At 48.8% G+C, this 20,082-nt stretch carries 16 protein-coding genes and 1 pseudogene; 5 read left to right on the top strand and 12 right to left on the bottom strand.

Annotated features, from left to right (window positions below):
- Positions 1–13: 13 nt before the first annotated feature.
- The 8 genes from EL645_RS01865 to EL645_RS46305 all read right to left on the bottom strand — a co-directional run bounded on the left by EL645_RS01865 (position 14) and on the right by EL645_RS46305 (position 9,641).
- Positions 14–1,318: an efflux RND transporter periplasmic adaptor subunit gene (locus EL645_RS01865; protein WP_126548468.1), complete on the bottom strand. Its 1,305-nt coding sequence runs from the start codon at positions 1,316–1,318 to the stop codon at positions 14–16.
- A 66-nt stretch (positions 1,319–1,384) separates the two neighbouring features.
- Positions 1,385–2,476 (bottom strand): lysylphosphatidylglycerol synthase transmembrane domain-containing protein, encoded by a 1,092-nt coding sequence (locus tag EL645_RS01860; protein WP_126548467.1) that lies wholly within the window; start codon positions 2,474–2,476, stop codon positions 1,385–1,387.
- 81 nt (positions 2,477–2,557) lie between these two features.
- Positions 2,558–3,520, bottom strand: a complete 963-nt coding sequence (locus EL645_RS01855) for an NAD-dependent epimerase/dehydratase family protein (RefSeq protein ID WP_126548466.1) — start codon at positions 3,518–3,520, stop codon at positions 2,558–2,560.
- 34 nt (positions 3,521–3,554) lie between these two features.
- The gene (locus tag EL645_RS01850) at positions 3,555–4,745 is read right to left on the bottom strand and encodes a glycosyltransferase (RefSeq protein ID WP_126548465.1); all 1,191 of its coding nucleotides are present in this window, start codon (positions 4,743–4,745) and stop codon (positions 3,555–3,557) included.
- Between the two features lie 116 nt (positions 4,746–4,861).
- Positions 4,862–5,938 (bottom strand): glycosyltransferase family 2 protein, encoded by a 1,077-nt coding sequence (locus EL645_RS01845; protein WP_126548464.1) that lies wholly within the window; start codon positions 5,936–5,938, stop codon positions 4,862–4,864.
- Positions 5,939–6,054: 116 nt separating this feature from the next.
- Positions 6,055–6,813: an SIR2 family NAD-dependent protein deacylase gene (locus EL645_RS01840; RefSeq protein ID WP_218031670.1), complete on the bottom strand. Its 759-nt coding sequence runs from the start codon at positions 6,811–6,813 to the stop codon at positions 6,055–6,057.
- A gap of 90 nt (positions 6,814–6,903) precedes the next feature.
- Complete coding sequence (locus EL645_RS46310) at positions 6,904–7,989, bottom strand: DUF8815 domain-containing protein (protein ID WP_503827024.1); 1,086 nt, start codon at positions 7,987–7,989, stop codon at positions 6,904–6,906.
- Between the two features lie 473 nt (positions 7,990–8,462).
- Positions 8,463–9,641, bottom strand: a complete 1,179-nt coding sequence (locus tag EL645_RS46305) for a DUF8726 domain-containing protein (RefSeq protein WP_503827009.1) — start codon at positions 9,639–9,641, stop codon at positions 8,463–8,465.
- 259 nt (positions 9,642–9,900) lie between these two features.
- Between EL645_RS46305 and EL645_RS01830 the strand changes: the two genes are divergently transcribed.
- The gene (locus tag EL645_RS01830; RefSeq protein ID WP_126548461.1) at positions 9,901–10,356 is read left to right on the top strand and encodes a DUF6992 family protein; all 456 of its coding nucleotides are present in this window, start codon (positions 9,901–9,903) and stop codon (positions 10,354–10,356) included.
- A 100-nt stretch (positions 10,357–10,456) separates the two neighbouring features.
- On the opposite strand, the gene EL645_RS01825 is transcribed toward EL645_RS01830, so the two are convergent.
- The 4 genes from EL645_RS01825 to EL645_RS01810 all read right to left on the bottom strand — a co-directional run bounded on the left by EL645_RS01825 (position 10,457) and on the right by EL645_RS01810 (position 15,553).
- Positions 10,457–12,214, bottom strand: a complete 1,758-nt coding sequence (locus tag EL645_RS01825) for an Eco57I restriction-modification methylase domain-containing protein (protein ID WP_126548460.1) — start codon at positions 12,212–12,214, stop codon at positions 10,457–10,459.
- Between the two features lie 101 nt (positions 12,215–12,315).
- Positions 12,316–12,918, bottom strand: a complete 603-nt coding sequence (locus EL645_RS01820) for a type IIG restriction enzyme/methyltransferase (protein WP_126548459.1) — start codon at positions 12,916–12,918, stop codon at positions 12,316–12,318.
- A gap of 56 nt (positions 12,919–12,974) precedes the next feature.
- The gene (locus EL645_RS01815; RefSeq protein ID WP_126548458.1) at positions 12,975–14,852 is read right to left on the bottom strand and encodes an Eco57I restriction-modification methylase domain-containing protein; all 1,878 of its coding nucleotides are present in this window, start codon (positions 14,850–14,852) and stop codon (positions 12,975–12,977) included.
- Between the two features lie 158 nt (positions 14,853–15,010).
- Positions 15,011–15,553, bottom strand: a complete 543-nt coding sequence (locus tag EL645_RS01810) for a hypothetical protein (RefSeq protein ID WP_126548457.1) — start codon at positions 15,551–15,553, stop codon at positions 15,011–15,013.
- A gap of 176 nt (positions 15,554–15,729) precedes the next feature.
- On the opposite strand from EL645_RS01810, the gene EL645_RS01805 reads away from it, so the two are divergent.
- The 4 genes and pseudogenes from EL645_RS01805 to EL645_RS45165 all read left to right on the top strand — a co-directional run bounded on the left by EL645_RS01805 (position 15,730) and on the right by EL645_RS45165 (position 20,032).
- Entirely contained in the window at positions 15,730–16,482 is a 753-nt protein-coding gene (locus EL645_RS01805) for an FKBP-type peptidyl-prolyl cis-trans isomerase (protein WP_218031669.1), read from the top strand.
- 129 nt (positions 16,483–16,611) lie between these two features.
- Positions 16,612–16,767, top strand: a complete 156-nt coding sequence (locus EL645_RS38995; protein ID WP_161977031.1) for a hypothetical protein — start codon at positions 16,612–16,614, stop codon at positions 16,765–16,767.
- 213 nt (positions 16,768–16,980) lie between these two features.
- A complete protein-coding gene (locus EL645_RS01800) occupies positions 16,981–18,186 on the top strand; it encodes a sensor histidine kinase (protein WP_126548456.1) in 1,206 nt (401 codons plus the stop codon).
- Positions 18,187–18,671: 485 nt separating this feature from the next.
- Positions 18,672–20,032: pseudogene (locus EL645_RS45165) on the top strand (solute carrier family 23 protein).
- Positions 20,033–20,082 lie beyond the last annotated feature (50 nt).

The raw sequence follows: 20,082 nt of genomic DNA, 5'->3' as shown, positions 1-20,082 counted from the left end.
CTCATTTCCAGCCTTATTGTTCAACCGCGTTGACCGTCACTGTTTGTCCCTGGTGCAGGCGATTGAGTGGTAGGACCACAATCTGATCATTGGTTGACAGACCGCTATCGACATAGAAGACATCTGGTGCGCTACCAGCCACATGGACCTGTTTCAGGTAGGCATGATTATTCTGAATGACATACACACTGGATTCATGGTCTGGATTGAGTACCGAGATGCGCGGCACAACGAAGGCGTTCTGCTGACCTTGCAGACGTACATAGGCACTCATACCCGGCAGGAGTAATTGTTGACCATTCGTAACTGTGACATCTACCTGAAACGTATCGGTCTGGGCATTAGCCTGCGGGATAATACTGGTAACCGTTCCATTCAATGTGACGCTGGGTAAGGCAGATGGCGTGATCTGTGCTGGTGAATTCAAATGTACCTGCTGCAGATTGGCCAGAGGAATCTGGGTATGTATGATCAAGGATGACTGATCGGACAAGGTCATCAGGATCGTGTTGGCGGCAAAGACCTCGCCAGGATTAATTGTCACCGTGATAACCGTCCCATCCACTGGTGAGATCAGGTTGCCGTTATGCAGGGTGGGGCTGTTCGTCTGCGCTACCAGAGCGTGGTAGTGGTTATTGGCGATCTGAAAAGCCTGCTGAGCGGCAGCGACCGCGATAGGGTTGGGCGCGCTGGCGGCTACCGAATTGAGGTAGGCCTGGGCGGCGGCAACGTCATTAGCTGCTTGTTGAACCTGGGCATTGAGCTGTGAGGGGTCCAGGCGCAGCAGGGGTTGGTTGTGTTTAATATGATCACCTGGTTTAACCATCACCCCCATGACACGTTCGGCCAATGGAAATTGCAAATTAAAGTTTTGTTTCGCATCAACCAGGCCGCCGCCACCAACGTTTTGCGTCACTATCTGCTGTTTGCCCACGCGGAATACCGTTACCGGCTGGGTGGCCAGAAACGAATACCATATGGTATAGAAGGCGAAGGCCAGGAGCGCTACGCCTGCCACAATGGCTGTAATATTGATGGCCCGTGCATGTTTGGCATGTTTAGTGTGTTGTTTAAACCCCTGTGCTGATTGTCGAATGCTCACTTTTGAACTATGAAGCAACGAGGAGAAAGGACTCTGCGCCTTATCTCTCTTTCCATTTTGTGTGGTGGCATCCGGGCCGCCAGATGTGGTTTTCTCCTGATCTTTTGGCTTTGCCTGTGTCTGTTCCTTGCCATGCAGAGGCAATGTTTCAGTATCTGAATCATCAGAAGAAGGTTTAATATATTCTGGTAGAACTTGAGACCGTCTTTCGTCCATAGTTTAATCTCTCCATAGCTGAATGTGCCCATGAACAAGATGTAGATTTCAACGCTATGCCGCAGATTAGTTGCTTGCAGTACGTTTTAGATGAGCTTTTTCAGTGCGTAGTCCCTTTTTATCGTGTACAAACAGGTAGATGGCGCCTCCAATAAAGGCAAAGATGATGCCCTGTGCATCTGCCAACAGGACCAACGCTGTTGCGGTCGATGTGTCAACATGTAGTGTTGCAAAAATGGTAATAAATGCACTTTCTCGCAACCCATAGCCATTGATAGTTGTAGGTAGGACTGCAATCAGAGAAACCAACGGAACAATAACCATAAAGAGTGGAAGTGGGAGCTGGATATGTAACAGCATAGCAAAAGCATAATAGTTAAGGGCAGCACTCAGATGAAAAAGTACTCCATAAGCGATTGCGCTCCATAACGCTCGTGGATGCCTGAGGCTTTCGCGTAGCGTCATGCCGATATTTACCATCGATGTAACAATGCTATATCTGGCCCATCTTCCGCGTATAAATTGTGGTAGCAAGGTAACGGCAAAAAAAACTACGGCCAGGGCACTACACATACCCATGGCAGCCAGTACAAAGGTTATAATCACCCAGGAGGTGAAAGCCGCGTGCCAGATGATCAACGCTGGTATCGAGACCAGGAGCATGCCTACAAAACCTGTGACACGACTCATGACCACCGCGCTGACCGAGCCAGCGGTATTATGGCCTTCCTTGCCTGCATAATAGGCCTTGACTACATCACCTCCCATGCCTGTTGGTAAAAAATGATTGAATGCTATCCCAATAAAGTAGAGATTGATCAGTCGTCTGAGATCGATATGAATGCCTTCTCCATCCAGCAGGCTCTGCCACTGGTAGGAGCTTATGATGATCCCACTCAGACCTATGATCAGTCCTATTATTACTTCTCCATCGTCAAGATGTTGTAGTTTCTGTAGGACAATGGGCCAGGAAACAGCTTTGAAGAGAAATGTAAGTAGAATTAATGCACAACTGAGCCGGAGTCCAAATTTGAGCCATCTAGAGCGTTGCTTCGGTGGGCTAGTAGGTGGCGGACTCTCAGCAGTTAATTCCGGGGGAGTAGTGGATTGGTAGTTCTCCTCTGGTGGCATGGTTTTATCTGGCAGTGGAATGCTCATTACACCTCCGCTTTTATATGCAAAGGGAGCAGATTGGCTAACGGCATTGGCAGTTATCTGCTCCTATCGCATACCTGTAGATCAAGCAGTTTGGACTAGACGATAGATGGAGCGGGCATAATCAAATTCTTCTGCCAGCCCCTCTTTAAGTGAGATCAATGGGCTGTAATTCAAACATTGCTGTGCTCGTTGCGTATCGGCAAACGTATGGCGCACATCTCCGTGCTGTTTAGCCTCAAAAGCAACCTTAACAGAACTGCAGCTTACCTCCTCCAGGATATCGATGACGCTACGCAAGGTGACCCGTGAGCCACCGGCAATATTCATGACCTGTCCAATCGCAGCCTCACTGGTAGCGGCGCGAATATTGGCTTCGACCACATCCGAGATGTAGGTGAAATCGCGCGTCTGATAGCCATCATCGTAGATGCGAATTGGTTCATGGTTCAATATAGCTTTACAAAACTTATGGAAGGCCATATCGGGTCGCTGACGCGGCCCATAAACGGTAAAGTAACGCAGTGAGACCGTGGGTACCTGAAAGTTATGGTGATAAAGTGTACACAGATTCTCGGCTGCGAGCTTGGTAACCCCGTAGGGAGAGAAAGGACGTAGCTGACTCTCTTCCAGGATCGGAAAAGTCTGAGCATCACCATAGACAGAAGAAGAAGAGGCATATACGAGTCGTTTAACGCCACCCACCCGCAAGGCCGTCTCTAACAGCCGTTGTGTCGCCAGCACATTACACTCGGTATAGCGTGCGAACTCTTCTCCCCAACTGGCACGGACGCCCGCCTGCGCTGCCTGGTGGAAGACCCAATCAACCCCCTCCACCAACCGCTCCAATGGTAAATGGATTAAATTTCCCTCGACAAAGGTAAAGCTATTCCATGAGCGTGGGCCTTCTAGATTTTTTTCTTTAATCGCGCGATCATAATAATCAATAAAGGCATCCACTCCACAGACTTCATGCCCATCTTCCAATAAACGTTCTGCCAGGTGGGAACCAACGAAGCCTGCGACACCCGTAACTAAACAGCGCATGAAGTTCTCCTTTGTACTATCATATGTATGAGTTTTATGCAGCCATTTCTAAAAGATCCGCAGCAAATTCTTCTTGCACACAGGTACTTTTTTTGAGGAATACGCGCCAGCAATAATGTTCCTGAGCAAACAGGCGTCCATTTTCGCCCAGTTCTTTCGCCCATTGTGGATCACTCAAGAGCCGGATTGCTCCTTCTGCCAGACCCTCCGCCGTTGGAGGAACCAGGAGTGATGTTTCAGGTGAGAGCACCTGGGTCTGAGAATAAATTTCAGTGGCCAGAATCGGCTTGCCCGAATGGAGATAGGTATATAGTTTCAATGGCGTATTGGTACCTTTACTACGAGGGCTTAACAGAATATCGGCCAGAGCCATATATTTTGGCATTTCATCCAGAGGTCGTTGTCCAACAAAGCGGATCGTATGATGGACACCTAGCTCTTTAGCCATCGCTGATAGCCGTTCAATTTGAGCGGCCTGACCTCCTACCAGTACATAGTTGGCAGCGGGAAAGTGCTTATGGACTGCCGGGATACTATGGATTAAGAGGTCAATGCCTTGATAACTCTCCAGCGTACCGGTATAGAGCAAGACCGGGCCTGTACCCAGTTCCAATTCCTGGCGCGTTTGCAGGATGTCATCCAGCGCAGGAGCGGGCAATGTCTCATCGACCGCCGAGTTCTCAATCATATAGATCGGGGTCTTATCAGTCATTGTATGGGCTGTAACTTCAATATCGGGACAGATGGCGATGATCGCGTGAGCCTTGCGCACGATCCATTTTTGAATAGCCTCGACGCAGCGAATGAGAAACGGATTGTGTGTGAAGTCGGAACTGACAATCTGCTGCGAGAGGTCTGAGTGCATATAGTACAGGTGTTTACGTCCAAAGATACCACTTAAAAGCACACCCATGGCTCCTGCCTCTTCATGGGTATGGATGCAGTCGTAGCGTGCAACACACAAGCGCCAGAGGGCCAGCAAAAAGACCAGCAGGTCCAGAGGAAACTTGGCCATCGATGGTCCAACCTTCACCTCATGGATGCCCGGGATGGCAGGTGTACGAAAGATGCGCAAGCCAGGCAGGTCTACCGGTTTCCCGATGTGATAAGTAATCAGATCTACTGTATGTCCCATATGCAAGAGCGCTTTAATGTGATGATAGATGGCAAATGGCGCTCCCCGCTCCTCCATAAACGGTTGAGGAGCAATCATTAAAATTTTCACCGTCTTTCCTTTCGTCTGTGTAGCTGATAAATCGTCACCTGACCAGCATTAATCTCTAGCGTGGGAAGACAACGCTGTCCTCCCACCTGAACCCCGCATGTCTGCTCCTCGAACTGCTAACGGCTAGATGTACTTTCCTGTTTGCCGTTCTTCTGGGATGGCTTTGGTGTCTGGAGATTTTCATCAACCAGTTGGATATGCTGGGACGACTCTGGTTGTATCTGCTTTACTACATATGTCGGTTTGTCCTGTGATTCATAATAGATGCGTGTAAGCATTTCTGCGATTAGTCCTGAAACAAGACAGAGCAGGCCAAAGCTTGAGAAGAGTAGAGAAGTAGGAAAGATCGCTGTACGCTGGTGTTTGTCCCGGGTTGGCACGAATGAGCGCAGCAGACTATATAGGCCGCTGCCAAATCCTAATCCTAGCGCGGAGAGGCCGGTGATGCCAAAGGCGTAGAGTGGCTTGGTTCCAAAGCTGCCCAGAAATTTTAAGGTGGTCAAATCCAGTATCACACGCACTACGCGGGAAATACCATATTTCGATTTTCCGAACTGCCTTGCGTGATGGTCCACCACCATTTCAGTAATTTTTGCTCCACTCAGGGCGGCATAAGCAGGAATGAAACGATGCATTTCACCATAGAGTCTGACATGGCGCAAGACCTCATAGCGATATGCTTTCAGGGTGCATCCATAGTCATGCAGTTCAACGCCTGTGACCCGGGAGATTAATTTATTGGCCAGCTGCGAAGGGAATTTACGGCTCCACTGCGCATCCTGACGATTTTTGCGCCAGCCACTGACTACATCGTAGCCCTCATCAATCTTTTTCAGCAGGCGCGGAATATCTACTGGATCATTTTGCAGGTCGCCATCCATAAAGATAAGGATTTCGCCCTGGCTATGGGCCACACCTGCGGCCATGGCTGCTGTTTGCCCAAAGTTGCGCCGGAAACTGATGACGCGGACATGTTCATCCTTTTCGACTAGCTGGCTTAACTGTTGGAGTGTGCCGTCGGTGCTTCCATCATCAATGTAGAGTACCTCATAAGAAAATTGCTGGGTTGACAGAACCGCATTGACGCGCTTGTGCAAGTGTGGAACACTTTCTTCCTCGTTATAGACTGGAATAATTACAGATAGGTATTTTGAGCGTATATCGTTGTTTTTCTTCACAATCGTCTCCCTCATACACATTTTTTCTCCATAAGGGGTATGAATCCTATTTGACATGTGTAGATCTCTGTACACGACACAATCGTCATCCCAGCAAGGATACTTTAGTGCACAGATGTTTGTGAGGAAGGTTAAAGTTGTGCAACCAGGGTTGGTAGAATGTCCCCGGCGCTAGCGTGGATGGCGACATCGGCGACTGTATCCAGTGATGTGGGAGTATGATTGATGATAATGAGGGGGATGTTGCGTCGTAAGGCCAGGCGTGGCAGTGTAGAGGCTGGCACAACTTTGAGCGATGAGCCAATTACCAGAAAGAGATCGCATTGGCTTGTTAGCACTTTGGCGCGGTTTAGTTCTGTATCAGGAACACGCTGACCAAAGAGGATGGTGGCCGCTTTGAGATAGCCACCGCAGATAGGACATTGTGGGTCCTGTTCGCCCGCGTCTACACGCTGCTGGAGCTGCACCATTGAGGAGCGATTACCACACAGGGTGCAGGCCGCCAAACGTGAGGTGCCATGTAGCTCCACCACACGTTCAGGCTGCTGTCCGGCCTCCTGGTGCAAACCATCAAAATTCTGGGTGATGACGCCCAGCAGGCGTTGTTTTTGTTCCAGTGTGGTCAGTGCCCGGTGGGCGGCATTAGGACGTGCAGCCGCCACCTGTCCCGCCAGGGACTTGCGTGTTTGCCAGTATTGTCTACGCGCCTCGGGCTTATTAATAAAGTCCCGATAATTAACGGGTGGTAGTTGTTGCCAGATAGAACCCGGGCTACGAAAATCTGGGATACCTGACTCCGTACTGATGCCAGCTCCCGTCAAGGCAACGATGCGATACGCCTGCTGTAGTAACTCAACGGCGTCTTGTATCTGTTCCTCTAAGCTAAGCATGAGCTCCATATTTCTATGCATTCGGCTGCTTGCCGCCAATCCTTATGTAAATTGTACCAGATGCCGGGGGGATTTGCCTATGTTCTCTGTTCATGGGATGGCGTTGCCGTTGATGCTAAGTGTTGGTTTGCCAAAGTAGATCTGGGTCGCATGCTTGCTGGCGAGCTGGATCAGGATGCGGCCATTTTGTCCGGTATAGTTTTCTGGTTGGTTGGTAGTAAATGTATCATTGGCACTCAGCTGCATGTGTTCCCAATTATGGGTTTGCCAGTTATAGATTTTAGTTTGTATGTTGCTATTGTGAATGGGTGAGCCAGAACCAGGACCCGATGGGTGTGTTATCAGGTCAGGTACAGTGATGGTAATGGTGCCGATATAGAGATGGGGAACATCTGGCAGGTCCAATTCAAATTTGAGGTTGCCTGTGGTGAGGGTATAGGCTCCGGGCAAGATAGCGCCCGCATCAAAGCTAGAGATTTCCACCACATTACCAGTGACACTATCCTGGGGAATAGTGATCAACCCCGAATAGTCAAGTTTCAAGGGCATCTGTACAAAGGTGGTGTGCTGACCCTGTGGGGTCTGATTGTTAATCGTTAGCCCCTGCTGTTGATTGAGTGATTGATCAGCCCAGGCAATTAGCGTGGCCTGCGCGCCTGGAATAAGTAAGGGATCGTAGTCATTCTTGAGATTAGGATCAGGTATCTGTCCTCCTGTGACATAAATAGTGCTCTTATTGGTGATGGCATGCGTCAGGCATGAACCCTCGCAGGCCGAGTAGCTATAGCCTACACCACTCAGGGCGGATAAGAGGGCCATATGTTTCTGTAGATCCGTCTGGGGTTGTTTTTTCTGTTGGAAGGGGAAATATTGTCCTGCCAGGCCTGCCTGGCGCTCAATCTGATCTGCCAGGGTCTGTTCTGAAACTGGTTGGGTTGCATGGAGCAGGACATCGAAGTTGCGTGTCTGGCCGGGATCTATATGTCCCAATGGGATAAATGTGTGTGGAAATAATACATAGGCATCACTCAATGCGCTGGGTAGATTGTTTTGGACACTTCCCAATAAATGATTGTCCCGCACAACCAGGTGGCCCGAGAGTTTGCCTTGTAGCTGAAGATCCTGTTCTGAGATTATTGGGTCAATGGACCAGAGATTGCTATTACTTAATGTCATGCCGGTATTATTTGGATTATAGGTCACGGTAGTTTGTGTACTACTGCTACTACTGCCCGAGGATTGATTGGCACTGAGGGCTGAGTTATGATCCAGGTATGGAGTATCGATCGGTTCGCTCAGGTTCTCACCCGGAAATTGCACATTAACATCGCCCTGGTTGGGGGCCAGGATGCCCATGTAAGTTGTCATATGGCCCGTAGTCCCATCCTGGTTGATCTGTAGGAGAGAGACGCTATTATTAGTAATCGCTGTCGCTTTCTCATAAGCGGCTAGCCCAAAGGAGAGCAGAGAAAAAACCAGGACGGTGCTCAAAACGATGCGCCAGTTATGCAGGCGCGATGTTGGCCGTTTGCGCAGATACCACATGCGTACCGGCCCAAGAAATAATATATAGCCGAGCAGCAGCAGGATCAGCACACTGGTGGTAGAGGAGATATTTGGGGTCAAGAAGCTTACCACGCCTCCCCGGGTCAAAATCTGGCCGGGACCTCCATCATAGCTCTGGGCGCCGCTAGAAATGAGTAGCCGGTCTCCCAGGGCGCGCTGTAAGATTGCTTGCCAGATACCTGTGGAGGTATCCCAGTTATCCAGTGGTGGTGCACCAGGATCAAAGGCCAGATAGTAGACGAGGCCCGCTCCCTGACGTGCCTGGACGAACAGAGGTGTGTTGTTATTGCTGCTGAGAATCGTCTGGATATTAGAAAAGGTACTTTGTTGCCGAAGTTGGGCGGTACTGATAGTTGGGAGGATCGGCGGAATGTCATTATTGGCTGGAACAATGGTATTACCGTTGAATGATAGCAGATGGGTGTCTGGCGGTAGTAGATCCTGTCCATGCAGGTTGACTGGCAGCAGTTTCGCCGGCAATGGGTCCAGGGTACGTTGCCAATTGAGTCCCCCACTTCAATTAAGATACCACCACGATTCACCCATGTTTGTAGTACCTTCATTTGTTGGGCGTTCAACGTGTTGGTTGAGAAATTATCCAGAATCAAGATATCAAAATTTTCCAATACCGCTTCCATCGTTGGCATCGTCTGGGTATCTAAACGAGAAACATTGAGTGAGCCTGACTGATTGATCAGTGTGATTTTAGTCAATTGGGGTTCAAGTGTGGAATCGTCTGAGAGTACTCCTACCAGCATATCGCCTGGCTGTACCTCATAGCTTTGTCGGCTTGCTTGAACGCTGACTGATTGCCCTTGTTCGTTGCGCAGGGTTGCCAGAAAACCGCGCGTAATCAAATTGCCTGTATAGTGGGGAGCATAGATCGTCAGTTGTTTTTTTGCATCCTGGGCCAGAGCTACCGGCTCCTCAAAGCTCCAGGGTGAAAGCGCATCGATATGTTGTTGATGCGCTGAACCTGAAAATGTTTGCACCGAAAGTTTACCCTGAAAGGCTGGTCCACTATTATCGATTGTCACGCGTACAGGGGTCCAATATCCTGCCCGATAGGTATTCTCAAAGCCGGCATCAATTGTGATGGTGGGATGCGCACCATTATTGCTGGAGTGGGGTGTTATGGGAGGAAGCGCAAAACGGTAGAGGGCAAAGATAGTGAAAAGCAGAGCGCAAAGGCCAATCAAGCTATAAATAACTTTTTTATGCTTATTTGTTGTTGTGAGCCAACTGTTGTGGCTAATATGCATGCGAAATGGCCCTTTCCCACAATGTCAAGACATCACTAAGAGTGACAATAAGAGTCTCGGAGTATCTTTCATGCTCTGGTTACATACATGAGATGAAAGCCTGACTACTTAAGCAAGGGCCATCACTGTCAGTGATGGAGTATACTCTGAAATTTTATGACTATTCTTGAGACAAAATGGTATAGATCCAACGCGTATTACAATAGTAAATTTTTGGCTCGCTTTTGTCTAGTACTACAAATAGAAAAGGAGAGAATGTATGTCATCCACATCCGAGAATTTTTATCAATATCAGCGGCGACGACTCGGTATTTTGTGTAGTTGGGGTATGGGAAGTGTCATTTTGGGGAGTATTTTGTCGTGGGTTGGACATCCCTTCTGGAAACAATTTGGTTTACAAGCATTGATCTGGGGAGCTATTGATGGGGCTCTAGCTATCTTCGGTATACGCAGTGCGCGCCGCAAAGAGCTGCGTCTCATTCAAGGAGAATTATCTGTGACAGATGAGCGAAAAGAAGTTCGTTCATTTTATCGGATTTTAGCCATTAATGCAGGCCTGGATGTTCTCTATGTTCTCAGTGGTATGTGGGTATTAGCTCGTTTTAGCGCTCAACCTGAGCGGCAGGGGCTCGGCCTTGGCATCCTTATTCAGGGTCTCTGGCTTTTCTGCTATGATGGTTTTCTCTGCCGTGAAGTCAAGCGGCGCTGGTTCTAAGCTACTATGCTGCCACTGACCCGGCCAGGCGAATAGATCGGTGGCGAGCAAGCGGATGCGCCTGTCAGGCAGCTGCGCACATCCGCTTGCAGCGCATGCCTTATTCTTCCGCGCCCTCTAAAAGCTGGGCCAGGCCCATGCGATATTTAATGTCATAGTTCACAATAAAATCTAGCTCCTGTTGACTGAAGCCATAGTGACGAGCAAGAATTTCATCGATAGCATCGATAATTGGCTTCGATTTGCGAGCATAAATAGTATAACTACCAGTCTGACCACGTTTCAGATGTCTGGCATAGCGAGAAAAATCCTCCATCAAGCGCGAGCTTTGTTCCCGCAATGCCTGAATAAGCTCTGTTTGCTCTGGATAAGTGAAACGAAAACCGAAGAGCATATAATCTTTGAGGTTAAACGTATCAAAGGTTACCGTATAGTACCACCAGAAGAGTGAGCTATTGAAGAGGGCAACAAACACATCGCGTTCAAAGTCTGGCTGAAAGAAACATTGTTTATTGGAGGTAGTGTGGTATGGCCAGGGAAAATTCACGAAGACTTTCCAGTAGAGTCCTCCGGCGGTCCTGTAGAACATCGTATTGGCGTTAGGGATGCGCGATATATAGCGGCTAACCGGTTGATGGGCCAGCAGCCTGGTCAGGATGTTATCCTCGCAGCTCTGGTTCAACTTGGGATAGTAATGACGATTCAACGGGTCCTCTGGTGCATGGATGGCATGATAGCTGAAGCGTGTAAAGAGTAATGGACGTTGTTCCTGGGCCCACTTCATCAAGTGGGTACTGTAGCGCCGCTCAGACCCCTCTGTTTTTGCCAGGTAGATGGCAGTGGGTATACTTGCGATCTTCCCACCTGAAAATAGCATTGAGGGGCGGAAATGATAGAACGAGAGCCAGGTGACCGGGAACCAGGAGCGAAAAGCGCTGAGAAAGGGCTGCATATTTCTGGTTGCAAAGGCTGCCAGGGGTAAAATCATACCATGCCGTCCCTGTGGCGCGAGCAGTTGGCGGCTACGTTCGACCACACACGTATAGAGATTGGCGCAGCCGCGCGTGTTGAAGTGCTTGAGCGCATAGGGAAAGGTTTGTTCGTTGTATTCCACATAAGGTGGATTGCCGATAATAATGGTGAAGCCACCGCGTTGCAAGATGTCTTTAAATGCTATTTGCCAGCGTGCCTCTGTTGTTCTACTGGCTTGCTGCTGCGTTGTTAATAACTCCTGGGGTGAGGAAAAATCTGACCTACCCATTTCAACCAGGGTATTACCAGCAAGAATATTATGATCGATATTGGGGAGCGGCTCAAGCTCCTCAACGCATTTGACCTGGGCAATCAATTTGAGGAAGAGGTGCAACTTACATATTTCAGTGGCTTCCTCCATGATATCAATGCCGTACAGATTCCTGGTGATAATAGTTCTGATAACCTCATAGTGCGATAAAGATTTTTGGACACGAATGGCATTTTCAGGTGCTTGAGAGGCGTTCAGCCCTTGCTGTCGATCCAGGCAAGCCTCGTATAAAGGATGAAGTATCCGCAAGGCCGCGAGCAAGAAAGCTCCCGAGCCACAGGTAGGGTCCAGGATCGTTATGTGCATCAACTGCTCATAGCAATCTTGCAGCTGTTCCGCATCTTCTAGCGCGTAGATGGCATCAATCGCCAGACGATTGATGTGCAGGTTGTGCGTGATGAAATCATCAATGTTTGTTATCTCCCCGCCCGCAAGACGGGTGCGCAGAGTCTGATAAGACTGGCGGCGTTGTAGATGTTCACGCGGAGTCTCATCAGGAAGATAGCCGGGACTGGCTATAACATCGTGGATATAGCGCTCCGGCTGTTGTTGCACGAGGCACCATATCTTACCCCTGGCCGCAAAAGTAGCTGGATGCCGTGTGGCCAGAGCATCGAAGAGGGCGGGGATAATGGTATTGCTGGCAATATAAGTTGTTACATCCTCCCTGGTATAGTAAGCCCCATTTGTTGTTGGTTGACGTATTGCTCAAAGATATATCCCAGCACGTCCGGAGTTAGCAGGTTTTTCTCCTGCCCGGCTGGCTCATCCACATACCAGCGATAGAGATCAAAGAAAGCAAATAGACGCTCAAAAGCCAGATCGGGAATGTTTAGCTGAGGATAGTGGCGCTCGATCTCGCGCAGTGTAAAGAGGCTGCCTCCCAGGTAGGGAATATGCCCGAACAAAGCCAGTGTCTCAGGGCTACGTTCCGCCTTCCCCAGTACTTCATGAAAGAGCGCAAATAAAAACGTGCTGTAGAATTTATCGCTCCCTATGCGCCTCTGCGTTGCCTGCAGTTGATGAAAGAGATATTGTGGATCGCTATTTAGAAAGCCCTGTTTCTGTAAGAAATAGATAAACATCAGGCGATTCAGAATAAGTGAGGCCAGCTGCTCCTGTTCGGCTACAGTTATAGAAGGAGCACCATGTAAAAAATGTTGTTGAAAAGCCGCTCTTTCTACTTTAAAACGATCATAGAAAAGCTTTATGACCTGCTCAATATTCTGAAAGGCTGAATGGTGTCCAGTCTCAAGCACGGCTTTACCCCGTCCTATGTTGGATATGATATCTGGCTATAATACGGTTTAAAAACTTATTTGTAAAGTATATCTGGTATATTGGTGCCTGGCTTCTCATTTTTTGTGTGTCGCGCTATGCGATGTTTTTCATCATAATAGAGGATAAAATCCAGGTCCTCGGGAGTGAAATTAAAGTGCGCAGCCAACAAATGGTCGATTTCATCCATAATCGGCTTAGAGAAGCGCATATAATACTCAGCCAGTTCAATCAAGTGTCCGGCATTATTCTTACGCTGTGTATTGCGTGTACTCAAGCGGGCATGTTGCTGAATATCATTTTCCAGTCGTTCTGCCAGAGTTGCCAGTTCAGTGGATGCCAGTAATTCCTGGCATAAAGGGAAACTTTTGACCAGGGCGTGAGAAAGATGAAAGCCATCAGAGTAGGTGGAAAACCAGACATAAAATAGAGAGCTATTGAGTAGTGCCATGATGCTCAGAGCTGTTTGCCGATCGGCGAAGAACAACACACGGCCGTGGGGAGGGGTCATGACAATACCATTCTTTTTATAGAAAGGAATATGACACACGGCTTTGGTCCAGTAATTGGTGGCCTCTTGATAGTAGATAAAGTGCTTGCTATGCTGTTCGCCAGTAACGCTTCCTATATTCATTCCTCGCGTATGATGGCGTATCTGATCCAACAAATTTTCCTGTCGTGCGGTTGCCAGCTTGGGGAAGTACAGAGGAGTCATGAGCATAGACTGCACCTGTGTATATGAGAGCAAAGGAAACAGGTAGGGACGTTCGGCGCTATACCAGCGATGGATGCGTGTTACATATAATGTACTTTCATGTTTCGGCTGATTGCTGTGCAGGTTTAGTAACAGGATAGAAAGGCGTTGAAACGCACCTTCAAAGAGGCGGCAGGGAAAGATTTCAAAGTTGGCCAGCCAGAGGGTGGCGCCGCTAGAAAGTAGGAGCTGGCGTAGTGCGGTAAAGCGCTGTGCGCCGCATAGACTGATGGGTACGATCAATCCTAGCTGACTCTGTCCCGCTTTGCAGAGGGCCAGGGAACGCTCAATAACGGCGGCATAGATGTTGCCACAGCTTTTTTCCTCATAGCCATGAATCGCATACTCCTGCTTGATCTTGCTGTGTTCCAGGTATGGTGGATTGCCAATGATTACATCAAAGCCGCCCTGGCTGAAGACCAGGGGAAACTCATATTGCCAGTGAAACGGCTGCTGTAAGTGTGTAATCTGCTGTTTATCCAACACCGGCAGGTCGGCCATACTGAGCGTTTCGCCTACCAGAGCATTGCCCGCCCGAATATTGAGGGGAAGTGTGCTCAGTAGTGGTACATCTTCGCTATTTGTAATCCCGCTTAACAGAGTCAGATAGAGGCGTAACTGGCAGATTTCGCAGGCGGCTGGTAAGAGGTCTACCCCATACAAATTAGAGGACAGGATAGTGCGCAAAATTGTTATATGGCGTGTGGACGTGAATTCAGCCGGAGGCTGTACAAGTGCCTGTGTGCCTGTTGTTTCCTGTTGCTGGCGCAAAGAGTTTTGATTGTCTTGCAAGGCTTGTTCGGCTGTAAGTATATCTATGCGCTCCAGGCAACATGTATAGAGTGGTTGGAGAATCTTGACGGCCGCCAGCAAAAAAGCCCCCGAACCGCAGGTAGGATCCAGGATCGTCAGCTGTTGGAGTCGCTGCAGAAAAAGCTGGAGAAAAGCCAGCTCCTGGCTGCTTAACAGGACATCTAACACAAAACGTTGCAGATCTAGAGCATCGGTGGTAAGATCTACAATATCATGGATCGAGCCAGTCTGGAGCCTGTTAAAAAGAATGTGGTAGCGCTGCTGGCGCTGCATATACTCTCGCTCATTTTCTTCTGGTAAATAGCTTTGTGTCTGTATTGCCGCAGAAATGTAGCGATCGGGTTGCATGCTGAGCAACTGCCAGCAAGGTGCATGCTCCCCAGATCCTCCGGTCGATCTTCTGCAACCAGCGAAAATAAGCGTGGTAGGATTGTATTGCTGGTGATATAGAGTGCGATATCCTCCTGCGTATAATAGGTCCCGTTTGTTTCTGATCGCTGTGTTGTTCAAAGATATAGGCGAGGATTGAGGGCTGAAGTACTTCGTCCGTTGCCATGGACTGGTGATCGAGTTGCATGATAAGAATATAAAAAGTTAAAAAGGCGAAAGAAAGTGGCATCTAATAGAGTGAGGTGAGGCGAGCGCAATTCCAGCGCCTCTGGCTGAAAAAGCGGAATATCCACTCGTGGTAAATGGCCAAAGTCAGAGCTGTGATGTGCTGTAGTGGGCTGACCTGTATACAAAGTAGTGAAAAGGGGTAAGAGATGCTCACGAAAGAAGTTGTCGGGACCTGAACGTTGCTGGGCACATTGGAGGCGATGCCAGAGATATTGTGGATCGTTATCTAGTAATCCTTGTGCCTGAAGAAAAAAAAGGACCATCAATCGAAGTAGCAGGGTGGTGATGTATGCGCGCCCTTCGATTTCATTGGAGGCGCCAGAAAGTTGTCTGAGCGCAGCAGCATGTTCAGACTTAAACTGATTGTAGAATCTTTTGTTCAGCTGTTCCGAACTTTGGAATGGATAGTGAGTAGACGACAACTCGGTCACTTGTATACTCCTTATCCGAGTAGTACTGTAGCTGAGTCTATTGTAGCAAGAATGTCAAGATGAAGCGTGCATTGAGCCTTTCTTCTTTTTTCTGCTACCCCTTGTCAGATAAGTAAATTAATGGTAACCTCGACCTGCTATGATTATGCCTATCATCCAGAGGAGAAGATTGTTCCGTGACCCAAACGACGAAAAACCAAAACTCTCCCGTAGAGCGCTCAGGTCGCCCTGGCCAGCGCCAGCGGGAGCGCGAACTGCGCAAGCAGCGCCGCGCCCGCCGCAGACAGTTACTTTTTAGTGGCATTGTGGCTCTGCTTATTTTGATTGCCGCCCTGACCTGGGCCATCATCTCTGCACGCCAGAGTAGTGAGCAAGCCGCCCTCGCAGACACGCATGCGACCGCAACCGCCAACGCAGCTGTGGCGCAATCTACCCAGGCCGCCAACGCAGCCAATGCCAAGGCCACGGCCGATGTCCAGTCCTTAATTAAAGCTAATCCAAAGGGATTGGATACCCCTCCCGAAGTTACTGCACCATTGCAGAAAACTGCTACTGGAGTACAGTATCAGATTATCAAAGCTGGCGATGGTGGAACTGTTCAGTCTGGTAGTACAGTTGCTTTTGAGTACACCGGTTGGATTCAAGGCACTAATAAGAAATTTGATAGTAGTTATGATCATGGTGGTCAACCCTTTGCTGTAACTCTTGGACAGGGACAGGTAATCAAAGGCTGGGAGGATGGCGTGAATGGAATGAAGATCGGGGAGTCCCGGCGCCTGATCATTCCTGCCAGCCTGGGCTATGGTTCTAGTGCCCAAAAAGATCAAAGTGGTAAGGTAATTATTCCTGCTAATGCAACCCTTATTTTTGATGTGACCGCTGTCGCCTTTACACAGCCACCACAACAAAATGCGCAGCCCACTAACTAATTAACGCCTTATACAAGCTACTTTTGAGCATGTCTCATGTGCAGTGTGGGGTGGAGAGGCGGCCGCCTCTCCACCCCACACTGCACATGAGCGCTTCAGGTCCAGGAGTCTGGAAGGGAGATTAGTAGCATGGAAGTTCTAATCTATCATGACGATGCCTTCTCATCTATCCACGGGAAGGGTAATCCCGCCGGTGTGGTTCTTAGCGCGTCAGCAGAAGCAATCGCAGTAACAATTACCGGTACCGCTACTTATGTCAGGCAATGGTATATGAGCGTGCAATAATTTTATCTACCCCTATGCTCCCTCGTCTTCTATAGAGTGGATGTTTTTACCTCATACTTTGGTATTGTGGGTAAAAGAGTATTTGTGTTATGTTTCGTTTAACAGAAAATAAAAGTTTGCATTTGCCGGGTATATTTGCTATAGTCTGTAGAGAAATAATTGCTGGGAACAGCGGTTTTATAATGCGCGCAAAACGGCGCAAGGGGTTCTGGGATGAAAAAAGAGCTCATCTATCACAATTCTCCTGAGAGTCCTCCATTATTGATTAGCCCATTGCAACAGCCACCTATGACTGCGAAGCATGCTGTGGATCTTCCACGTTGGCGTCATCCTGTTGTCGGTTATCTGCTTAGCATTCCTCTGGTAGCCGTCGGGCTGGCTCTTCCCTGGATTGAAAACGTCTTTGCCAGGCATTACTACTTTTTGTGTGCTCCATTCTTTCTGATTGCTGTACTGGTTGCTCTGGTGTGGGGAATTGGACCATCCATTTTCTCTATTATCCTTGGCTTTCTAGCCCTGGATTATTTTTTTGTGCCACCGGCTGGATTCCTATTTTTCCAGGCCTGGCAAGATCTGTGGCTGGAGCTCCCATACCTGGTGGCGGCCCTTGCTGTAACATTGATCACGGCATGGTTAGAACGAGAACACAGGCAGGCGCAACGTGAAGCCAGGGCTCTACGTTTACGGGCCGAAGAATTAGAGCAAGCTAATCAGCAATTGACCCAGAGTCATCGACTCAAAGATATTTTTTTCTCTCGGGCATCGCATGAATTAAAGACGCCCTTAACCACCATTTATGGACAGGCCCAACTGGGGTTGCGTCGTTGTGATCGACTGGCCACGTCGAATACTGATCTAACCCTGGTACGCTTCTCACTTGAAAAAATCGACGATCAGACCCAGCGCTTGCAAACATTGCTGGAAGATTTATCAGACGTAGAAATGATGATGGCTGGTAAGCTGCGTATGCAAATGGCTGAATGTGATCTCTGCTACCTCTGCCAATCTCTAATTGATGAGCAGCGTGAAGCCTCTGGCCGTACGATCCAACTGGACATGCCAAAAGAGAGTGTTATGATCCGTGGCGATAGTCTGCGCCTGACACAGGTCATGATCAACCTGGTCAGTAATGCCATTAAATACTCTTTGCCTGACAGCCCGATCAATGTCAACCTCAAAAAGCAGGATACACACGCCGAGCTACAGGTCAGCAACATAGGCACACCTATCCCAGAGGCGCAGTGGACGAGCATTTTTGAACCCTTCTACCGCGTACCTGATGAAGAAGTAACCAATAAGCGTGGTTGGGGCCTGGGACTGGCTATTTGCCGAGATATTGTGTTCTGGCATGGTGGCAACATTCATGTAGAATCCTCAGCTGATCAAACCACTTTTTTTATTGAACTACCTCTAGCTTAAATTGAATTTATCTATGCATTGAATTGATAAATTGACCATTCCCTCAGGACATGTGCCTTGACTTTTTTTTGAGGAGCACGTATACTTTCACAAGTTTAATTAATCTCCCGCTGTAAACCGACCAGGAAGGACTGTCTATTTTCGTGTTTATTGCATGCTGGACAAACAAAGTATGTATTGAGTTCCAGCGAACTTATTACACCGTCCGTCGAAAAAAGATGGAGACGGAGGACAGTCATTGGTGGTTTGGCAATGGTCTTTCACTTCTCATCCTCTGAGGGATGAGTTTTTTTTTGCGCATTTGCTCTGCAATTATCATTTTAATCTAGGAGGATGGTTTTATGGGTGTTCCAAATCTTAAAAATTCCGCTTGGATATCTCGGACGCCGCCCTCGATAGAATTATCTCCCTCCTGTAATCTCTGGTAGTGTTTTAATCCATGCTCTTATACATAGATCAAGAAAGGAAATGACAATGAGTGATAAATCTGGCTACTTCCCCGCTGGAAGGTTAATACGAGCGGTGGAGTTGTTGCTCCTGATGAACGCCTGCCGTGGGGGCCGAGTTTGTTGCTAGGTGTTCAGCACGTTCTGGCGATGTTCGGCTCGACCGTTGTTGCCCTCTCCTGATGGGGTTTCCTCCTAACACAGCGATCCTCTTTTCCGGTATTGGTACCCTTATCTTCTTCCTGTTTGTTGGGGGCCGTGTGCCCAGCTATCTCGGCTCGAGCTTTGCTTTCCTCGGCGTGGTCGCCACTGCGACGGGTCATCAACTCGGGACGGGCCGAACCCGAATATTTCGGTGGCCCTGGGTGGTATTATTACGGCCGGGGTGGCGTATGCCATCATCGCTATCGTCGTGTTGATAGTCGGCTATCGCTGGCTAAATTATCTTATGCCAGGAATTGTCACGGGTACGGTTGTCATGGTCATAGGCTTGAATCTCTCGGTTTCCGCCATCAAACAGGCGGCCAGCACGCCCTTTGATGCATGGATGGCGCTGGTTACCATTATTGCCGTTGCCCTGGTTTCCGTCTATGCCCCGGCCTGTTGCGCCGACTGCCTATACTTCTCGGCGGCATTGTGGGGTATGGAGTATACGCCCTCCTGGGATTGGCTGGTATCGGGCCGAAAATTGATTTTACCCAGGTCAGTAAGGCGGCGTGGATAGGGCTCCCGCAGTTTACGACTCCCGTCTTTCATACAAATGCCATCAGTATTATTACTCCCGTCGCTATCATTCTGGCGGCTGAAAATATCGGGCATATCAAGGCAGTTGGGGCTATGACTGGGAACAATCTGGACAAATATCTGGGTCGTGCGTTCCTGGGTGACTCTGTAGCTACGATCCTGGCGGGTTTTTTTGGTGGAACGGGGGTCACGACGTACGCTGAAAATATTGGCGTAATGGCGGTCAATCGCGTCTATTCCACGCTCATTTTTGTGATTGCGAGCTGTATTGCTATCCTGTTCGGTTTTTGTCCGAAGTTTGGGGCCATTGTGAGCACCATACCTAGCGGGGTGTTCGGGGCCTTTCCATTGTGCTCTTCGGTCTTATTGCCGTTACCGGCGGGCGCATCTGGATTGAGAACAAGGTGGACTTTTCAAAGAGCAGCAACCTCATCCCCGCTGGCGTTGCCCTGATTATCGGCGCTGGCATGACGGGCGGGCTTGCCGTCCAGTTTGGCACTATTGCCATTGATGGCATTGGTTTAGCAACCTTTGCCGCTATCATCCTCTACCAAATTTTGAGAGAGCGTAATCCTCAACCTGATGAGGCGGTATTTGCCGATGCAGCGGTGGGGATGGACTCCACTGAGGAGCATGTGGATGCAGAACAAAGATAGATGAGTTGCTAGTTCTTCCTAGAAAGAGGCATATTTTATTGATATGCCTC

Origin of the sequence: Dictyobacter kobayashii, from assembly GCF_003967555.1 — a bacterium.
Lineage (GTDB): Bacteria > Chloroflexota > Ktedonobacteria > Ktedonobacterales > Ktedonobacteraceae > Dictyobacter > Dictyobacter kobayashii.
Note: the sequence above shows the minus strand (reverse complement) of the source record. Positions and strands in the feature narration are given on the sequence as shown.

Coding starts and splice junctions, on each gene's coding strand:
- EL645_RS01865 (WP_126548468.1), bottom strand. CDS start 1,318: ATGGACGAAAGACGGTCTCAAGTTCTACCAGAATATATTAAACCTTCT.
- EL645_RS01860 (WP_126548467.1), bottom strand. CDS start 2,476: ATGAGCATTCCACTGCCAGATAAAACCATGCCACCAGAGGAGAACTAC.
- EL645_RS01855 (WP_126548466.1), bottom strand. CDS start 3,520: ATGCGCTGTTTAGTTACGGGTGTCGCAGGCTTCGTTGGTTCCCACCTG.
- EL645_RS01845 (WP_126548464.1), bottom strand. CDS start 5,938: ATGAGGGAGACGATTGTGAAGAAAAACAACGATATACGCTCAAAATAC.
- EL645_RS01840 (WP_218031670.1), bottom strand. CDS start 6,813: ATGCTTAGCTTAGAGGAACAGATACAAGACGCCGTTGAGTTACTACAG.
- EL645_RS46310 (WP_503827024.1), bottom strand. CDS start 7,989: ATGACATTAAGTAATAGCAATCTCTGGTCCATTGACCCAATAATCTCA.
- EL645_RS46305 (WP_503827009.1), bottom strand. CDS start 9,641: ATGCATATTAGCCACAACAGTTGGCTCACAACAACAAATAAGCATAAA.
- EL645_RS01830 (WP_126548461.1), top strand. CDS start 9,901: ATGTCATCCACATCCGAGAATTTTTATCAATATCAGCGGCGACGACTC.
- EL645_RS01815 (WP_126548458.1), bottom strand. CDS start 14,852: ATGCAACCCGATCGCTACATTTCTGCGGCAATACAGACACAAAGCTAT.
- EL645_RS38995 (WP_161977031.1), top strand. CDS start 16,612: ATGGAAGTTCTAATCTATCATGACGATGCCTTCTCATCTATCCACGGG.
- EL645_RS01800 (WP_126548456.1), top strand. CDS start 16,981: ATGAAAAAAGAGCTCATCTATCACAATTCTCCTGAGAGTCCTCCATTA.